Annotated in this window: 18 protein-coding genes; 7 read left to right on the top strand and 11 right to left on the bottom strand. The window is 40.5% G+C overall.

Annotated elements, in window-relative coordinates; all coding sequences use genetic code 11:
• Positions 1 to 82: 82 nt before the first annotated feature.
• The 8 genes from OCI93_RS17625 to murJ form a co-directional block, all read right to left on the bottom strand.
• The gene (locus OCI93_RS17625) at positions 83 to 748 is read right to left on the bottom strand and encodes a LytR/AlgR family response regulator transcription factor (protein ID WP_261626947.1); all 666 of its coding nucleotides are present in this window, start codon (positions 746 to 748) and stop codon (positions 83 to 85) included.
• On the bottom strand, positions 745 to 1770 hold the full coding sequence (locus tag OCI93_RS17620; protein WP_261626946.1) for a sensor histidine kinase: 1026 nt from the start codon (positions 1768 to 1770) through the stop codon (positions 745 to 747). Before OCI93_RS17620 ends, OCI93_RS17625 begins: the two co-directional genes overlap by 4 nt.
• An 18-nt stretch (positions 1771 to 1788) precedes the next feature.
• Entirely contained in the window at positions 1789 to 2718 is a 930-nt protein-coding gene (gene ispH, locus OCI93_RS17615) for a 4-hydroxy-3-methylbut-2-enyl diphosphate reductase (protein ID WP_261594253.1), read from the bottom strand.
• Positions 2718 to 3158 (bottom strand): FKBP-type peptidyl-prolyl cis-trans isomerase, encoded by a 441-nt coding sequence (gene fkpB, locus OCI93_RS17610; protein ID WP_261594252.1) that lies wholly within the window; start codon positions 3156 to 3158, stop codon positions 2718 to 2720. Before fkpB ends, ispH begins: the two co-directional genes overlap by 1 nt.
• The gene (gene lspA / locus OCI93_RS17605) at positions 3155 to 3655 is read right to left on the bottom strand and encodes a signal peptidase II (RefSeq protein ID WP_261594251.1); all 501 of its coding nucleotides are present in this window, start codon (positions 3653 to 3655) and stop codon (positions 3155 to 3157) included. The genes fkpB and lspA overlap by 4 nt, the downstream gene beginning before the upstream one ends.
• A gap of 9 nt (positions 3656 to 3664) precedes the next feature.
• Positions 3665 to 6490, bottom strand: coding sequence for an isoleucine--tRNA ligase (ileS, locus tag OCI93_RS17600; protein ID WP_261626945.1), 2826 nt, complete (start codon positions 6488 to 6490; stop codon positions 3665 to 3667).
• A 21-nt stretch (positions 6491 to 6511) separates the two neighbouring features.
• Positions 6512 to 7438: a bifunctional riboflavin kinase/FAD synthetase gene (ribF, locus tag OCI93_RS17595; protein ID WP_261626944.1), complete on the bottom strand. Its 927-nt coding sequence runs from the start codon at positions 7436 to 7438 to the stop codon at positions 6512 to 6514.
• 72 nt (positions 7439 to 7510) lie between these two features.
• On the bottom strand, positions 7511 to 9088 hold the full coding sequence (gene murJ, locus OCI93_RS17590) for a murein biosynthesis integral membrane protein MurJ (protein ID WP_261594248.1): 1578 nt from the start codon (positions 9086 to 9088) through the stop codon (positions 7511 to 7513).
• A gap of 380 nt (positions 9089 to 9468) precedes the next feature.
• On the opposite strand from murJ, the gene rpsT reads away from it, so the two are divergent.
• Positions 9469 to 9729: a 30S ribosomal protein S20 gene (gene rpsT, locus OCI93_RS17585; protein WP_261594247.1), complete on the top strand. Its 261-nt coding sequence runs from the start codon at positions 9469 to 9471 to the stop codon at positions 9727 to 9729.
• Positions 9730 to 9785: 56 nt separating this feature from the next.
• Here rpsT and OCI93_RS17580 read toward each other — a convergent pair whose 3' ends face one another.
• The gene (locus tag OCI93_RS17580) at positions 9786 to 10169 is read right to left on the bottom strand and encodes a response regulator (protein ID WP_261594246.1); all 384 of its coding nucleotides are present in this window, start codon (positions 10167 to 10169) and stop codon (positions 9786 to 9788) included.
• A gap of 93 nt (positions 10170 to 10262) precedes the next feature.
• Here OCI93_RS17580 and OCI93_RS17575 point away from each other — a divergent pair, with 93 nt between their 5' ends.
• From OCI93_RS17575 to smrA, 3 genes are all read left to right on the top strand, one after another.
• Positions 10263 to 10712, top strand: a complete 450-nt coding sequence (locus OCI93_RS17575; RefSeq protein ID WP_261626943.1) for a hypothetical protein — start codon at positions 10263 to 10265, stop codon at positions 10710 to 10712.
• A 100-nt stretch (positions 10713 to 10812) separates the two neighbouring features.
• On the top strand, positions 10813 to 11052 hold the full coding sequence (locus tag OCI93_RS17570) for a hypothetical protein (protein WP_261594244.1): 240 nt from the start codon (positions 10813 to 10815) through the stop codon (positions 11050 to 11052).
• Positions 11053 to 11117: 65 nt separating this feature from the next.
• A complete protein-coding gene (gene smrA, locus OCI93_RS17565) occupies positions 11118 to 11699 on the top strand; it encodes a DNA endonuclease SmrA (RefSeq protein WP_261594243.1) in 582 nt (193 codons plus the stop codon).
• Here smrA and OCI93_RS17560 read toward each other — a convergent pair.
• Both OCI93_RS17560 and OCI93_RS17555 read right to left on the bottom strand, forming a co-directional pair.
• Positions 11689 to 11829 carry a hypothetical protein gene (locus OCI93_RS17560; protein WP_261626942.1) on the bottom strand — a complete coding sequence of 47 codons (141 nt, stop codon included), beginning with the start codon at positions 11827 to 11829 and terminating at the stop codon, positions 11689 to 11691. The genes smrA and OCI93_RS17560 overlap by 11 nt on opposite strands.
• A gap of 388 nt (positions 11830 to 12217) precedes the next feature.
• Positions 12218 to 13138: a 2-hydroxyacid dehydrogenase gene (locus tag OCI93_RS17555; protein ID WP_261594241.1), complete on the bottom strand. Its 921-nt coding sequence runs from the start codon at positions 13136 to 13138 to the stop codon at positions 12218 to 12220.
• A gap of 174 nt (positions 13139 to 13312) precedes the next feature.
• Between OCI93_RS17555 and olsF the strand changes: the two genes are divergently transcribed.
• The 3 genes from olsF (at position 13313) to OCI93_RS17540 (ending at position 17799) form a co-directional block, all read left to right on the top strand.
• Positions 13313 to 15019: a bifunctional ornithine lipid synthase OlsF gene (gene olsF, locus OCI93_RS17550; protein ID WP_261594240.1), complete on the top strand. Its 1707-nt coding sequence runs from the start codon at positions 13313 to 13315 to the stop codon at positions 15017 to 15019.
• A 114-nt stretch (positions 15020 to 15133) separates the two neighbouring features.
• Positions 15134 to 15616 (top strand): TlpA family protein disulfide reductase, encoded by a 483-nt coding sequence (locus OCI93_RS17545; protein ID WP_261626941.1) that lies wholly within the window; start codon positions 15134 to 15136, stop codon positions 15614 to 15616.
• A gap of 107 nt (positions 15617 to 15723) precedes the next feature.
• Complete coding sequence (locus tag OCI93_RS17540; RefSeq protein ID WP_410007646.1) at positions 15724 to 17799, top strand: TonB-dependent receptor plug domain-containing protein; 2076 nt, start codon at positions 15724 to 15726, stop codon at positions 17797 to 17799.
• Positions 17800 to 17892: the final 93 nt, after the last annotated feature.

The following is a 17892-nucleotide window of genomic DNA, read 5'->3' as shown; positions in this document are numbered from 1 at the left end:
CAATTTGAGCCCGTATATAAGCAAGCATCTAATTTATTTTAACTCTTTCTTTTTGACATTGGCAGGGAGTCCATATAAGCCCCTAGTTTTTTAACTTAAGCGCTTGAGCCGCACGACGACTTACTGCTATTTCATCGGGGTAACCGTCAATCGTCACAAAGTAACCTTTGCTATTGTGAATCAAGGCTTGCATTGCACTACTTTTTACTAACGTTTTGCGATGCACTTGTACGAAATGCAGTGAGTAGAGACTGAGCAGTTGCTTAAGACTTATATCTATTACAGCCTGCCCAGATTTTAAAAATAGCTGAGTATATTTATCTTGTGCTCTTGCAACCAGTATATCAGCGACTTCAACCCACCGAGTTTGATTGCCAATGGTATATTTAATTTTTGCGGGAAACAAACGCTGAAGTAGTATATGGAGTTCATTTTGCTCCACTGGTTTCACCAAGTACCCATTGGCAAAAACCTTAAAGGCATCTAACGCATATTCTGGATGCGCGCTAATAAAGATAACCTTGGGTGCAAACGTCAGTTCTGCTAGGTACTTTGCCAGTTCTAACCCATCCATACCCGGCATACTAATATCGAGTAAAATCAACTGCGGTTGGAACTGCTCAGCCAACATCAAAACTTCCTGAGGTTTTCCTGTCTCTGCAATACACTCATAATCATGCAAAGGAGCAATCAACCTTTTAATGCGTTGGCGCGCCAACGGTTCATCATCAACAACCATGTACTTCATGACTTTTCACCTATAGGAATAATAAGTAGCGCTGTATATTTATCCTGAGTTTGCTGCGTTTGCAAAGTTGCTTTATTACCAAAGTGCAACGCTAACCGTGCACGAATATTATTTTGCGCCATTCCCTGACCTTGATGTGAGTGAACATCAGTGTGGTGGTAACTATTACAGATCTTAAGTTCTATCTGTCGCTTATAAAGCGTAAGTTCAATGTCTATTTGTGTCAATTCGGGGTTAGTTTCTACCCCATAGATTACGGCATTTTCCAGCAAAGGCTGTACGCTTAAGACAGGAATTTGCACATTTGGAATACTGCTCGGCATACTCCAATTGACTGACAAGCGTTCACTAAATCGCCATCGTTCTAACTCAACATATTGACGTGCTAATTGCAGCTCGTCATTTAAAGAACTTAATTGCTGAGTACACATCGTTGCTTTGCATAATTGTGCTAGCGTTATAACGGCTTGCTCTGCATGATTTTTATCTATGTGTGTTAGTTCTGCTATTGTGTTTAAGCTGTTATACAAAAAGTGGGGCCTAATACGTGCGCTCAATGCTTCTAGCTCTACTTGTGATAAAGCTTCAACTGTTTGTAGTTTATCTAAAAAAATACTCATGGAGTGAATGAACAATAACGATACAAATAGGCAAATCGTCATATTCTTCAACACAAATGACCCATCAACCTCAAGGCCCTCAATGGGAGTTAAAAATGGCACTGCGATACTAAGTGTTGCCGTTATACATTCAAAAATAATAATAATTACGGTTGCTTGGCTGAACATATTACAGCGACTCAATTGAGCTTGTAAAAAATATAGTAAGCTAAACCCGACAGCACTAACACAGTGAATGAATAAACTAAACATGCCTAAGCGAACCCAAACATCTTCATAACTCATTGGTGAAAATGCCAAGACACAAGCAAGTATCTGCGAGGTGACTAGCATAGCCAGCACACCTCTTGAGGTAATAATGGTAGGTAGCAGCTGCGATGTTAAATCGTTCGACTTAACCATAAAGCTGTTTGCTAAAGACTATCTAAGTTCAATAGGAACAGCGAAGACCACGTTTTCTTCTTCACCTGGGTTTTCAACAACCATGTTGCCTCCTAGCTCTTTCAATCTTGTGACGACTTGCTGCACTAACACTTCTGGCGCAGATGCGCCAGCCGTTACGCCAACACGCCTAACGTTTGTAAACCAATTAACGTCCACACTGTCAGCATCATCAATAAGGTAAGCTTGGGTTCCCATCTTATCAGCAAGTTCCCTTAGTCGATTGGAGTTAGAGCTATTTTTTGCCCCAACGACCAATAAAATATCAACTTTATCTGATAAATCTCGCACTGCATCTTGACGGTTTTGCGTTGCATAACAAATGTCATCTTTACGAGGCCCGTGAATTTGTGGAAACTTGTTGCGCAATGCATCAATAACATCTGCTGTATCATCAACCGACAAAGTGGTTTGGCTACAGTAAAATAAATTCGCTGCATCTTTGACTTGTAAATTGTCAACATCATCTGGTGTTTCAACTAAGTAGATACCACCATTTGGGTTATTGTATTGCCCCATTGTCCCCTCAACCTCTGGGTGACCGTGGTGACCAATGAGCACACATTCAGTGCCTTTACGACTGGCACGAGTTACTTCCATATGCACTTTAGTGACCAAAGGGCAAGTTGCATCAAATACCTTTAGCTCACGGCGCTTTGCTTCTTGCCGTACTTGTTGAGATACCCCATGCGCACTAAAAATAACGATGCTTTCATCTGGTACCTGATGTAACTCTTCAACAAACACAGCCCCTCGTTTGCGCAAACCATCCACAACATATTTATTGTGAACAACTTCATGACGCACATAAATTGGCTTTTCAAAAATATCTAACGCACGCTCAACAATGCTAATAGCACGGTCAACACCAGCGCAAAAGCCACGAGGGTTTGCCAGCAAAATATCCATTAGTTTTTTACCTCAAGAATATCAACTTCAAAGGTAACTGGTTGCCCAGCCAGAGGGTGGTTAAAATCAACGGTTACTGAATCACCAGCAACTTCACGTACTAATCCAGGTAATTCAGTACCATCAGGTTGAGTAAATGCAATGATACTCCCCACTTTAGCAGGAGTATCAGCGCCAAACTTGCTGCGATCTAAATAATAAATATTATCAGGGTTTGGTTGACCGAATGCATCTTCTGGCCGTAAGTCAAACGACTTACTTTGCCCAGTTTTTAAACCGAGCAAACACTTTTCAAAGTTATCAGTAAGGCTACCATCCCCCATAAACAACTTGGCCGGTTTGTTATGTACTTTGGTTGAATCAGCCGCAGAGCCATCTTCAAGCTTAATTGAAAAGTGAAACACTACTTCAGATTTTGGGCCAATCACTTGCTCACTCATGCTTTTCTCTCCTGCGCTTTATCACCTTTAAAGGCATCAAAGATCAATAACCCAGCGCCACAAACAATCGCCATATCAGCCACGTTAAACGCAGGGTAGTGCCAATTTTTATAGTAGAAATGTAAAAAGTCGATCACATAACCATGTATTAATCTATCTACAAGATTACCGATGGCGCCAGCAAGTACCATCGAGTATGCGCCGCATAGTACCCAGCTGCTCGCCGATAATTTTTTCAACCAATACAGTAAAAGTGCACTGATAGCAATTGCGATAACACTTAAAAACCAACGCTGCCATCCGCCCGCTTCACTTAAAAAACTAAAAGCGGCGCCGTAGTTATGCATATAAGTAAAATTAAAAAATGGTAATAACTCTATTGATTCATAGAGTTCCATATTTGCAACTACCACGGCTTTGGTTACGTAGTCTACTGCAAAAAGCAGTAGACTCAGCCATAACCAGACTAAACCACTTTTTTGAGTTGTGTTAGTCACGTATTGCTCCTATGCAAATTGACGCTGTTCGCCTTCACCTTCTACGTTGCTCACACAACGACCACATAGCTCTTCATGTCCATCATGTGAGCCTACATCGTCACAGTAGTGCCAACAACGCTCACATTTAGCGGATTGAGTCGCGCTTAGTGCAATGTACAAACCATCAATTTCAGTTGCAATGGCACCTTCAGGTTTGGTATTCACCACTTCAACTTTAGCTTTTGAGGTTAATAATACAAACCGAAGCTCATCGCCAATACGCTTTAACGAATCAGCTAGATCATCACCCGTATAAAGTGTTACTTCAGCTTGTAAGGTTGCACCTATTAGCTCTTCTTTACGTGCACTTTCAAGCACTCGGTTTACTTCATCACGCACTGCAAGTAGATTTTGCCAATAATCATTGCTCAATTGGCCTTCTGTTACATTTTCAAGACCTGCATACCAAACATCGGTAAAGACGAATTGGCCTCGCTCACCTGGTAGTGCTTCCCAAATTTCTTGAGCCGTAAAACTCATGATAGGAGCCATCCAACGCGTCATCGCTTCAGCAATATGATACAGCGCTGACTGGCATGAACGTCTCGCATGACTGTCACTTTTCGCCGTATATTGGCGGTCTTTAATCACATCAAGGTAGAATGACCCAAGCTCGCCTGTACAGAAGTTCATAAGCTTCTGTGTTACAACTAACATTTGATAGTTGTCATAAGCGCTGACAATTTCTTTTTGCAGTTCTGCCGCGCGTGCCACAATCCAACGATCTAACTCAACCATTTCTTGCACTGCAACTAAGTCTGTTGCTGGATTAAAACCACTTAAATTGGCTAATAAATAACGACTGGTGTTACGAATACGGCGGTAACGATCAGCTGAGCGTTTAAAGATTTCATCCGATACCGTCATTTCAGCAGTGTAATCTGTTGATGCAACCCATAAACGTAAGATATCCGCGCCGAGCTTATTCATTATATTCTGCGGCGAGATCACATTGCCTAATGATTTAGACATCTTGCGGCCGTTTTCGTCAACAGTGAAGCCATGTGTTAAAACTTGACGATAAGGGGCATGGCCATTTATTGCCACTGACGTCATCATTGATGACATAAACCAGCCACGGTGTTGATCTGATCCTTCAAGGTATAAATCAGCTGGCCCCGTTAACTCTTCACGAGCATCAACAACGCACGAATGAGTTACGCCGGAGTCAAACCACACGTCTAATGTATCTTGTACTTTAACAAACTGCTGAGCATCATCACCAAGCAACGTTTCAGGGTCTAAGTCATACCAAGCTTGAATGCCTTTTTCTTCAACTAATTTAGCCGCTTGTTCAATCAACTCTTGAGTGTTAGGGTGCAAGGCACCGGTGTCTTTATCAACAAATAATGCAATAGGTACACCCCAAGTGCGCTGACGAGATATACACCAATCAGGGCGCCCTTCTACCATATTCGCAATACGATTTTCACCCCACTCAGGAAGCCATTGCGTATTCGCAATTTCGCTTAATGAATCTTGGCGTAAATTAGCTTGGTCCATGCTCACAAACCACTGCGGTGTAGCCCGGAAAATGATAGGCGTTTTATGTCGCCAACAATGTGGGTAACTATGTAAAAGCGCATGATGATGCATCAAAGTGCCATTTTCGACTAAGTGGTCAACAATACTCGCATTCGCTTTAAACACGTGTTGTCCCGCAAAAATAGGCGTATCTGGTAAAAATACACCGTTAGCCCCAACTGGATTAGCAACCTCTAAACCATATGCAAGACCTGCCGAAAAATCCTCCGGACCATGACCAGGCGCTGTGTGAACAATACCCGTACCCGAATCTGTAGTTACGTGCTCACCTAAAATCACAGGCACATCAATTTCTAAAAATGGGTGCGCGACACGTAAATTTTCAAGCGCGTGACCTTTTACGTAACCAAGTACGTGAAAGTGCTTAAAGCCAAAACGGTCAATAGCATCTTTAACTAACTCAGAACCCAGGATAATACGCTGCTCTTTGCCTTCGTCTTCTACTTGGACTAGCGCGTACTCAAGTCGCTCATTTACGGCCACAGCTCGGTTTGCAGGAAGCGTCCAAGGTGTGGTAGTCCATATAACAGTGCTTACTGTACCCGTACCTTCATGACCTTGTGCAAGCTCAAATGCATTAACAACCGCGATTTGGTCAACAAAATCAAAACGCACATCAATCGCTGGTGATTGTTTATCTTGATATTCAACTTCGGCTTCAGCCAAGGCTGAACCACAATCAGTACACCAGTGCACAGGCTTTGCACCTTTATGTAAATGACCTTTATCAATAATGCGGCCCAATACACGAATAGCATTGGCTTCAAAATCAAAGTTCATTGTTAAGTAAGGTTTATCCCAATCACCAAACACGCCAAGGCGTTTAAAGTCTGCTTTTTGCCCTTCAACCTGCTTTGCTGCATACGCTCGACACTTTTCACGAAACTCTGCTGCTGAAACTTTCTGTCCAGGTTTGCCAACTTTTTTCTCTACTTGTAACTCGATAGGCAGGCCATGACAGTCCCAACCCGGCACATAAGGTGCATCAAAATCAGACAAAGTCTTTGATTTAATAATAATGTCTTTTAGGATTTTATTTACAGAGTGACCAAGGTGAATATCACCATTTGCGTATGGAGGGCCATCGTGCAAAATAAATGGCTTCTTACCTTTTTTCGCGTTACGAATTTGACCATATAGATCTTGCTCGTACCAAGCTTTAAGCATTTTTGGCTCGCGTTGCGCCAAGTTTCCGCGCATTGGAAACTCAGTTTCCGGTAGATTTAAAGTATGTTTGTAGTCGCTCATTTATCCTAGTTTCCGTATCGGCTACTTAAAATTAAAACATTGTTTGGCAGCTGCAACATCAAGTGCGATTTGCGCTGTTAATTGTTCCAATGTATCGAATTTTTGTTCATTGCGAAGCTTTTCAATTAGCTCCACTTGCATAAAATGTCCGTAGACATCTTGATTAAAATTAAATAAATGCACTTCTAACAGTGCCTTGGTGCCATTTAAAGTTGGCTTGTTGCCTATATTGGCAACTCCTTCATATCGTTTCCCAGCGACCGTTGCTATGACTGCAAATACGCCACGCACTGGGTTAACCTGCCTTTTTAAGGCTATATTAGCTGTGCGAAAGCCTAACTCTCGGCCTTTTTTCCAACCATGTATCACTCGTCCAGAGATAGTATACGTATGACCCAACATGTGGTGTGCTTTATCCAGCCAGCCTTCAGCAAGCGCTTCTCTAATCAAAGTACTACTAACTCTATGATCGTTTCGCCGAAAGCTAGCAGTACTTTTCACATTCATATTGTGTACTTCACCCAAGCGTTTTAGCATCGAAAAATCACCCGCTCTTGCTCGGCCAAAGCGAAAGTCATCACCTACAGTCAGCGCTTTCACACCGAGTTTAGCTACCAGCACTTGCTTAATAAACGCTTCGGCTTCTTGACTTGCAAATTTAGCATTAAAGCTCACACAAATCACACGCTCTATGCCTAACTTAGCGAGCAGTGACAGTTTATCTCTAAGGCGCGTTAACCTAGCCGGCGCGTGTGCTTTGGTAAAAAATTCTTGTGGTTGAGGCTCAAACAACATAACCGTACTTGGCAAACCATATTTTTGTGCGTCTTGCTTTAGCCCTTTTAGCACCTCAACATGCCCTAAATGCACCCCATCAAAGTTACCAATAGTCAACACGCAACCAAAATGATGCGCCCGAATATTATGTATACCCCTGATCAGTTGCATAGTGTTAATGCCTTATTTGTGCAATAGTTGGAAAGTGAGCGATTATACCCAAGTTCCTCAAAAATGCGAACATCAAGATGTGTAGCCCTTTAGCTCTTTAATGGTTGACAATCTTACCCCCATTAACAGCATCGCGCCAAAATACACCATCGCAGCTTGAACTAATAAACCACTGAGTAACCCAACCTGCTGAATGAACGCCCAAGACTGCCAATCATATTGTAAAACCACAAAGTAAACACTGATAGACATAACAATGGCAGCAAAAATACTCTTCAGCGCAAATAACCAGGTAAAACTAGATACGCGATATACTCGCTCCTTGTTTAGTTGGCGATATAATAGATATGCGTTGCAACTCGCTGACAAAGAAGTGGCAAGCGCCAGCCCCAAATAACCTATAAAAGGGGCTAACATTAGGTTGAACACCATATTTAGCACAAGCGTGACAATACCAATTCGAACTGGCGTTTTAGTATCTTGACGCGCATAAAAGCCTGGAGCCAACACTTTGATCAGCATAAAGCTTACCAACCCCACTGCATATGCAGCAACACCATAACTTACAGCTTCAACATGATTCACTTCAGACGCAGCAAATGCACCGTGATTAAATAACACGGAGATAATTAATGGGCTGATCACTACAAGCCCCAACATGGCAGGAAAGCCGAGGAAAAGTACAAAACGCACTCCCCAATCTAGTGTATTTTGAAAATCTTCAAGTTTATCTCCCGCATGTAATTTTGATAAAGCGGGTAAAATAACCGTAGCAATGCCAATTCCGAATAAGCCTAGCGGAAACTCAATAAGTCTGTCTGAATAATACAGCCACGCTATTGCACTAGTACCTAAAGATGTAGCAATTAAAGTATCTAACAACAGATTAATCTGACTTATAGATACACCAAACATGGCTGGCAGCATTAATCGGCGTACCTTAGTCACTTCTTTGGCATGCCAAGCAAATTTAGGCTTTTTAAGCATGCCTAACCGGTACAAAAAAGGAACTTGAAATGCAAGCTGCGCAACTCCCCCTACAAAAACGCCAATTGCCAGTGCATACGCACTCACAGTAAAAACATCATGAAGCAATAAAGCACAGCAAATAATAGATATATTTAAAAGAACAGGCGTAAAAGCAGCAACCGCAAAACGGTTATAAACATTTAATACTGCGCCACTGAGCGCCACTAAACTAATAAAAAATAAATAAGGAAATGTAAATTTTAGTAGCCCGCTTGCCAAGATAAACTTTTCGGCACTTTCACCGCCTTGCCACCAATCAATAAACCAACCAGCGCCAAATAAAGCAGCAATAACAGGTGACCCAACAACACCTAATAACGTAATACAAAGTAAAATTGTTCCCAACGTACCCGCTGCCTGAGCAACAAATATACGAACCGCATCATCTCCATGTTTTTCTTTTATTTCAGATAACACAGGCACAAACGCTTGTGCAAATGCACCTTCGGCAAATAAACGGCGTAAAAAGTTTGGAATACGATTTGCGAATAAAAACACATCTGCTGCAAGACCCGCACCGAGCAAATTTGCAACCACCGCATCACGTACAAGCCCCATTACACGTGATATCATGGTCATCGCACTCACAATCATGCCCGACTTGAACAACCCTTTAGTCACCCTTTTCCCCTAAAATAATTAAATGTGCTGTAAATTCGCCGATTATGCCATAGGATAAACCCGAATCGGCAGTTCATTTTGCGTAATTTAAGTAAAGAAAATAAAAATTCTTTCCCTAATGCTATGTGAACGATGCAAGGTTTGTTACAATACGCGCCATTAATCGCAACAGCCGGGGAATTTCTTTGGTTTTGATGTGATTCAAATGTCTGAGATCACTGAATACTGCAAACAAATTGTTGATGTTTTAGTGTGAACAGACAACCGATGACGAAGAAACAAAGGCCGCAGCTGTCAAATTATATTGACTTTTGCGATTAAAACGGGCATATTCCTCGGCCTTTAAATTAAGCTTATTTTAAGATTGTTAGGAGCAAACCTTGGCTAACATCAAGTCTGCAAAAAAACGCGCTATTACTAGCGAAAAACGCCGCCAGCACAACGCAAGCCGTCGTTCAATGATGCGTACTTACTTCAAAAAAGTAATCGCTGCAATTGAAGCTGGTGACAAAGAAGCTGCAACTCAAGCATTTGCTGTTGCAACACCAATTTTAGACCGTTACGCAACTAAAGGTCTTATTCACAAAAACAAAGCTGCTCGCCATAAGAGCCGTATAGCTGCTAAAATCAAAGCTCTATAATTTGTTTTTGATTGAAAAAACCGACGAAAGTCGGTTTTTTTATATCTGAATTTTAACTAGCTAATTTCTAAATCGGGATAGAATTTTTTCAACATAGCCGCTATTTTTTTCGGAGAAAAGGGCTTAACAACAAAACCTTTTGCTCCTAACTCAATAGCATCTTTTACGTTTTCTACCGTCGAATGTGCTGAAACCATAACAACGTTTAGATCAGGGTTAATTTCATTTAACTGAGCGATTATCTCTTTACCATCCCCATCTGGCAGCTCAATATCTAAAAACACAATATCAAAATGCTGTTCTTCACATGCACTGATACACTGACGGATCGTTGATGCTTCCTTTACATGTTCAATTCCTAGGTGCATTAAGGTTTGGTGTAAAAAACTGCGCACCGTGCCAACATCATCGACGATTAGTATTGAGATTTGTTGATCCATAATCCTTTCCCATAGGCTGCGACATAAAAATACGCTATTATTTAAATAATAGAACTATTATAGAGTGCTGCAACTAAAAGGCTACACCTAAGCATGTCAAACAATTTAAAAAAACAGAAAAAACAAGCATTACTTGGCAAAGTACAAGGAAAGCATAAGGCACGAATAAAAAAGACACCGGATAAAGGTAACCCTACGGTAGAAAAAGCAGCACTGACTGCAGATAACCAACCCACAGCAGATAAAAAATCAAATGGAAAGTGGCTAGCGCTTGCCATTTTTGCGCTGTTAATACTTATTTTCCCAAAACCAAAGCTAATCACCTATGAAAAGCTAGGCCTAGTGTCACAAAGTGTATATTGGGATGGTTTACCGGGTATTAACCCTGTTTTGTTTGATTCTCACTTGCACCCTCGCCCAGCTCTAGAACGTAACACACTGTATTTATGCGCCAACCTGAACGACCCGAATACCTGCCAAAGGTACAAAATATTAGAACAATCTGGTGTCTTTTTTGCGCTGAAGAAGCTAATTATTGATTAAAAAAACTAATCTGAAAATTATAAAAATACTCGCTTGAAGCATGATTAAATGATCACCATAATGGCGCTCCTTTAATCTACAATGGAAGACCATACAGACCATGCTCAACGAGTTCAACTGGCTCATTAATATCGTATTGCTAGTACTAGGCTTAGGTGCCTTTTTCATCAATCAAATTACGCTTCTACGCGCAGCTGCCATTGCTGCATGTGGCTTGCTGTTTTTATCATTCAGTTTGGATCTAGTCAATACAAGTGTGGTATCTAACTTAAGTCTCATTCTAATTAATACTTTTTATTTATTTAAAGTATACACTTTTGCTCAAATAGAACTTAGTTAGTAGTCATCCTAGTTCGACTAAGCTAAAATCCTAGCCATACTCTCAGTTTGTTTTACAGGTGCAGTATGGCTATGACAGATGAAGAACTATTTTTGGCATCCATGGGCGATGTCACCCCGCTGGCACAAACTAATCATGTTGAGCTAACACGTCTCAAGCACTCTCCAACAATAGCTCAATTAGAAAAGCGTCGCGCAGCACAACTGGAACTCGACTTCGATAGTAATTTCCTCTCGACAGAGTATGTTGATTTACTTGATCCGTTCGAATTGCTTGCATTTAAAAAGTCGGGTGTTCAAGAAGGTGTATACAAAAACTTGCGTTTGGGAAAATACCAGATTGATGCAACGCTAGACTTACATGGAAAAACCTTTTACGAGGCTCGTAGTGCTTTGTTTGATTTTGTGTTGGATTGCTACAGCCGAAATATTAGAGTACTGCTAGTAAGACACGGACTTGGCCTAAAAAGTAAGCCTTTTCCTGCAATACTTAAAAGCTATACCAATAAGTGGCTACAAGAAATGCCTCAAGTACTGGCTTATCATAGCGCACTCAGCTGTCACGGTGGCAGCGCGGCAACCTATGTTTTACTCAAAAAAAGCGAAGAAAAGAAACTAGAAAACAAAGAACGCCACGCTAAGCGATAGTTAGATACTCAGTAACCAGAGGCTCCGGTAATTCATATGCTTGAGCCTTAGTAAACCAAGCTGAAACACCTAAGAAAATGACTGAAAAAAGTACAATCGAGAACTTTACGCCACTTTGTTTACTTTTCATTTATAGCCTTCTGCTTTTTTATTATTTTTTTTACTAATCTACTGAATATCCTCTGGACTAACAAGGTGTTTTTATATACAGCAAAATGAATGTAAAGTGAACTTTTTGTGACCCAAAAGGTACAAAGGAAAGATTAAAAAACAAATGTAATACCAATTACATTAAATAAATGACCAGATACTGCGATAGATAAATGACTTAATCACAAGGCAAAGTTCCGGTATGTCGTTACTCTACATGAGTCACTTTTAACGCAGCTAATAAGGTATCTAGCTCGCTAGCATGATCAATGTTTTAATAAAATTGGTATAAAAGTCAATTTTCACAAGACTGTGCTACAAATCTAAAATATGCCTTTATTATTCTGTTATAGCTCTAGGGGCTTATATTAATATCCTTTTGACGTATCAATGACATTCTTAAGGCTTTCATTATTTAACAAAGCTGAGTAATTTATTGCTATCTGCTCACACACAACAGATACACTGGTCAGCGCCGCACAGTGGGGGGTTATTGAGACTTGAGGGTGGTGCCAAAATGGATGTGAATTATCAAGCGGCTCTTGTGTAAATACATCTAAGCTTGCTCCAGCCAACTCATCATTATCCAATGCCCATAGTAAATCTTCATCATTAACATGTTGGCCTCTGGCTACATTGATTAGAACACAATGACTAGGCAGTTGCGCAAATAAGCTTTTATTTAAAATACCTTCTGTGTGCTTTGTTAAAGGAAGCAAACACACTAAATAATCTAAATCGGCCAAAAATAAATTTAGCCCATCTTGGCCTGTATAGGTCGTTATGTTTTTTAGTTGCTTAGGGCTTGCTGACCAACCACTGACCAAAAAGTCATTTATGACCAACTTATTAGCTACCGTTTTACCTAATTCACCTAAGCCCATCACTCCAACATGATTTCCAATATGCGCTCGCTTAGGTTTCCATATGTTTTGCTGCTGCTGTGCTAAATATTGCTTTATTCTTAGTTTATGGGTCAAAATATGCGCAAGTACGAACTGTGCCATGTCATCAGCTAATTGGTTATCCACAATACGTGTTACAACGACCTGCTTTGCAAGTAAGTTTATTGCGATACCATCAACTCCTGCACCAAAAGATTGCACCACTTTTAAATTAGGTAATTGCGCCCAAAGTTCATCCGGCGCGTTCCACGCTAAAACAAATTCAACTTGGCCTAAGTCAGGGCAATTAGGCCATTCGTAAATCTCAACACTCGGTAAAAGAGATTTTAACCTGCTGAGCAACTTCTCATTGTTTCGTTGCATTACACAAACAAGTAATGACATAGACAACTCTAATTTATTATTCAATAAAGCTATGCTAACTAAATCACAGTTAAAAGCCCAGTGAGTCATCACATAACTCAGTCATTCAATGTCATATAAATGACAAAATTTTGCAACATGGGTGTCACTAGATATTTTTAATCTAGCATGAATGATATTCAATAGGACCGTTTTATGATCAGTGTCGATAAAGTGATCGAAGCCAACTTGCCGCAGTTAGAACACTCTCCAAAAGTGAAAGGGCTAGTCAAAAAAGGACTTGGCTACTTGCTACACGAACAAGAGTTTGTTGCATTTGCTGACACTTACCCGCACCTTCAAGGTATTGAGTTTGTCGAACAAGTGCTAGACGAACTAGATTTTGACGCTCGCTATAAACCTAAGCAGATTGAACATATCCCCAGCGAAGGAAGTGTTGTTATTGTCGCAAATCACCCTATCGGCTCATTAGATGCTCTCGCTTTGATCCGAGTCATTGCTAAAGTGCGTCCAGATTTAAAAGTAATAGCCAATCGCATGTTAATGTCGCTCACCCCCATGCACTCACTGCTCCTACCTGTTGATAACCTCTCTGGCACAAGCCGAAAAAAAGAACTTGCCAACATTCAAGACCACTTAAAACAAGAAGGTGCCTTGTTAATATTCCCTGCAGGTGAAGTATCACGACTTGGTCCTACAGGTATAAAAGATTGTAAGTGGAACTCTGGTTTTTTACGTATGGCTAAAAAAGCTAACTGCCCGATATTGCCAGTGTTTATTAAAGCTAAAAACAGTCCGCTGTTTTACGGCACATCAATGATTTATAAACCACTTGCAAGTTTGCTCCTAGTAAAAGAGATGTTCAAACAACGACAAAAGTCGCTAGAGTTTGAAATTGGTGCAAGTATTCCACCCGAGTCATACATCATTGAGAATTTAAAAGATAAAGAAGTCGTTGGTCTCATTCGTAAGCAACTATATCGTCTAAACAGCAAAAAGTCTTTGCCACTTAAAACACAAACTCCCATAGCAGTCCCAGAGTGTAAAAAAGAGCTAAAAAAAGCACTAGAAGTGTGTGAGGTGCTCGGCCAAACTCAAGACGGCATGCAAATTTATTTATACCAATATCAAGGTAGTTCGGTAATTTTTAGAGAACTTGGCAGACTCAGAGAAATTGCATTTAGAGCTGTGGGTGAAGGTAGTGGCAAACGTCGTGATATAGATAAATATGATATGCACTACCAGCATTTAGTATTGTGGGATCCCAAGCAGTTAGAGTTAGTAGGTGCCTACCGCCTTGCAAGTGCCAAACAGGTACTTAGCGAGTATGGTCAACAAGGCCTTTATACCGATAGCCTATTTAACTACTCTGAAAAAATGCAACCATACTTTGAGCAAGGGCTAGAACTTGGTCGCAGCTTTGTTCAGCCAAAATATTGGGGCAGAAAGAGCTTAGACTATCTTTGGTATGGTATTGGTGCATTTGTAAAACGCTACCCTGAACATAGGTACTTATTCGGCGCAGTTAGCTTATCAAACAGTTTACCTGATGAAGCAAAAGCAATGTTAGTTTACCACTACAAGCACTATTTTGCCCGACTGGCAGACCATGCAGAACCTAAAAATGAGTTTAAGCTTACGAATCAACAACTAAGTCAATACCAAACACTATTTGATGGACAGGATATTAAAGAAGATTTTGCAGAACTTAAACACGTACTTGCAAACTTAGGGGCCCAAGTACCTACGCTTTTTAAGCAATACACTGAAATTTGTGAGCCTGAGGGTGTTAATTTCTTGAGCTTTAGTATCGATCCAGATTTCAATAATTGTATTGATGGCTTAGTCCTTGCTGATTTAACACAAATAAAGCCACAAAAAGCCAAAAGATATTTAGGCTAACCTCACTGAAGGTATGCATATCAATATATCTACCAATATGTATACCTTACGCACTTTGGTAAGCCAATAAAGCAGTGTACACTGCAATGACCGTTAGTCATCAAAGGTGTCATTGTGGTAAAGCTATTTGCTCAATTATGTTTTGCGTTAGTTGTTTTTTTGCTTGTTAGTAGCTATCAAGAAAAGGATATGCTGGCAGATTCAGGCACACAACCTGCGCCATATTTTTCACTGCCCACACTGTCTTCACAAGAGCGAGTAAGCTTAGCATCACTACAAGGCAAAAAAACCGTTGTTTACTTTTTTGCCCCATGGTGTCAAGTTTGCAAACTGAGTATGCCCAACCTGAATAAGCTATATGAGCAAAAAGACATTAATGCAATTGCTATCGCATTAGATTATGACAATGTTGAACAAATACAAAAATTTGCCTCTGACCTTGATCTGACATTACCTATCTTACTGGGCAATCATAATATCTCAGCCAATTATCAAATTAGTGCTTATCCGAGCTACTACGTTTTAGACGAAAACAGTAATATTATCGCACGTGCAGTTGGCTACTCAAGCGAACTAGGATTACGTTTAAGACTGTAAGTTTATGTAGCATAAAATGACACTTTGTTACCCAAATCTAAAACACTTAAACATTAACTAAAGATACACTAAACCCTGTTATTTTCTTATTGATTTCAGGAATCAAAATGCTCTCTCTTGCTCATAAACTAACGTTTCCTCTTTCACCCATCATGCTATGTTTTGCACTTGGTGCTCAGGCCCAAGACAAATCAAATAAAATGGAACATATAGAGGTGCATTATAAACGCAGCAGTATTACTAGCACCATTACTGAAGATACCGAAAAGCTGATAGAAATGCCCGGTGCGATGGGCGATCCATTACGCGCAGTTTTTGCATTACCAGGCGTTGTTGCCGCAGGCGGGTCGATGAGTGAACCTGCTGTTCGAGGCTCATCTCCAAGTGACAATATTTTTGAAGTTGACTTTATGCCAGCGGGGTATATTTTTCATGACTTTGGCAGTTCAATTTTCAACCGGCACATCATTCAAGATTTTCAACTTTATTCTGCCGGATATGGGGCAGCCTACTCCAATGCCACTGGCGCAGTATTTGACGTCACACTGCGTAACCCCAAATACCAACCAATTAACACAACACTTGATTTCACTATGTTCAATGCTGGTATGTTCATTGAAGGTCAAGCTACAGACAATACTGCATTCTATTTCTCTGCACGCAAAAGTACCCTACCACTGTTTTTCTCAGAGGGTGAAGAGCTAGAAGATGACGATGGTGAGAAAAATGGCGTTATCATCAACGATGCTCCTGATGACCATGATTACCAAGGAAAGTGGTTATGGGACATTAATAACAATAACACACTCACTTTTAATTTTACTGGTGCTGAAGATTCAGCAGCTGCAGGGTTCAACGAACGTGCTGAATTAGCCCAAAAAACACCAGAGTTTCAAGGCGATGCTACATACATTCGAGAATTTAATAGTCAAAGTTTATTATGGGATCATTACAATAAAGATTACCACCTTAAGGTTGGGGTCGGTGTGCTCGATCACTCTGGACGTCTTGAGTATGGTAAGCAAGCATCGCTCAGTACAGGGTATTTCGAGCAAGAAAAAGAACAACAGTATAGCTACAAAGCGCAATTAAATTATCGTATTAGTCCACTGCATAGATTAATCACTGATTTTGCCTATTTTGATAATGAAACAACGTATACATACGATACATTTCAATATTTATGTACTGAACTTGATCCAGACTGCGATATTAAAAAAGGCGAGCGTATCAGTGGTAAGCAACACATTGGCATCGATTCAGGGTTTATCGGTCTTACACATGTTTGGCAAGTAACTAACAAACTGCAATCTGAGCTTGGTGTACAACTTCAACACAATGACTATACTGATGAGGACTTTATCTCTCCTCGTTTAGCGCTAAATTATTACCTATCAGGTAGCAGTACGATAATAGCTAAATTTGGCCAATATAACCGAATGCAAGATGTTGACTACATAATCCCACAAGTTGGTAATCCAAAATTAAAGTCACAAACATCAGAACACTTCACACTCGGTTTTGAGCAGCAACTTGAACACGAATGGTCATGGTCAGTGGAAGGGTATTACAAAACGATGGATGACTTGCCACTGGCAATTGATGCTAGCGCCCCAGATGCTCATCTACTCTATACTAATCAGGTAGAAGGACGCGCTTATGGTGTTGACTTGCTAGTGAGCAAAAATAAAACCGACAATTGGTATGGCTGGGTTTCGCTCAGTTATGCTAAAAGTGAGCGCACAGATACCAGACAAAACATTACTCGAGATTACTTTGCCGATACACCTCTAGTATTCAATGCTGTCCTCCACTACGAGATTAACGAACTGTGGGAAGGCGGTTTTAACTTTACCGCTCGCAGTGGGCAAGCTTATACACCTATTGTTGGTGTTCGAGAAAACCCTGAACATGCCAACCGATTTTTACCTGTTTATGGTGACGCCTTTTCTAAACGGCATGACTTATATCATCGGCTTGATATTCGCTTTGAAAGAAAAACACAGCTATTTGGCCTTGATGGCAAGCTCATTCTTGAGCTTATGAATGCATACGGACAAGACAACATTAGCTACATTGATCTTGACTACAAGAAAGTAAATTCCGTTGATGATTTATATATTAAAGAAGAGCAAGACGATTTTGAAATGCGCCCTTCCATTGGCTTTAGCGTTACTTTTTAACTTGTATCTTGCGTCATAATTTCCCCTTCTAGGGCTTGTGTTTTACCGCCAAGCCCTGCATGATCTCGCTGTTACACCAAATTGAGCATGAGT

It is taken from the genome of Pseudoalteromonas holothuriae, from assembly GCF_945859825.1.
GTDB lineage: Bacteria > Pseudomonadota > Gammaproteobacteria > Enterobacterales > Alteromonadaceae > Pseudoalteromonas > Pseudoalteromonas holothuriae.
The sequence above is the reverse complement of the archived record's forward strand: the minus strand, read 5'-3'. Positions and strand labels throughout refer to the sequence as shown.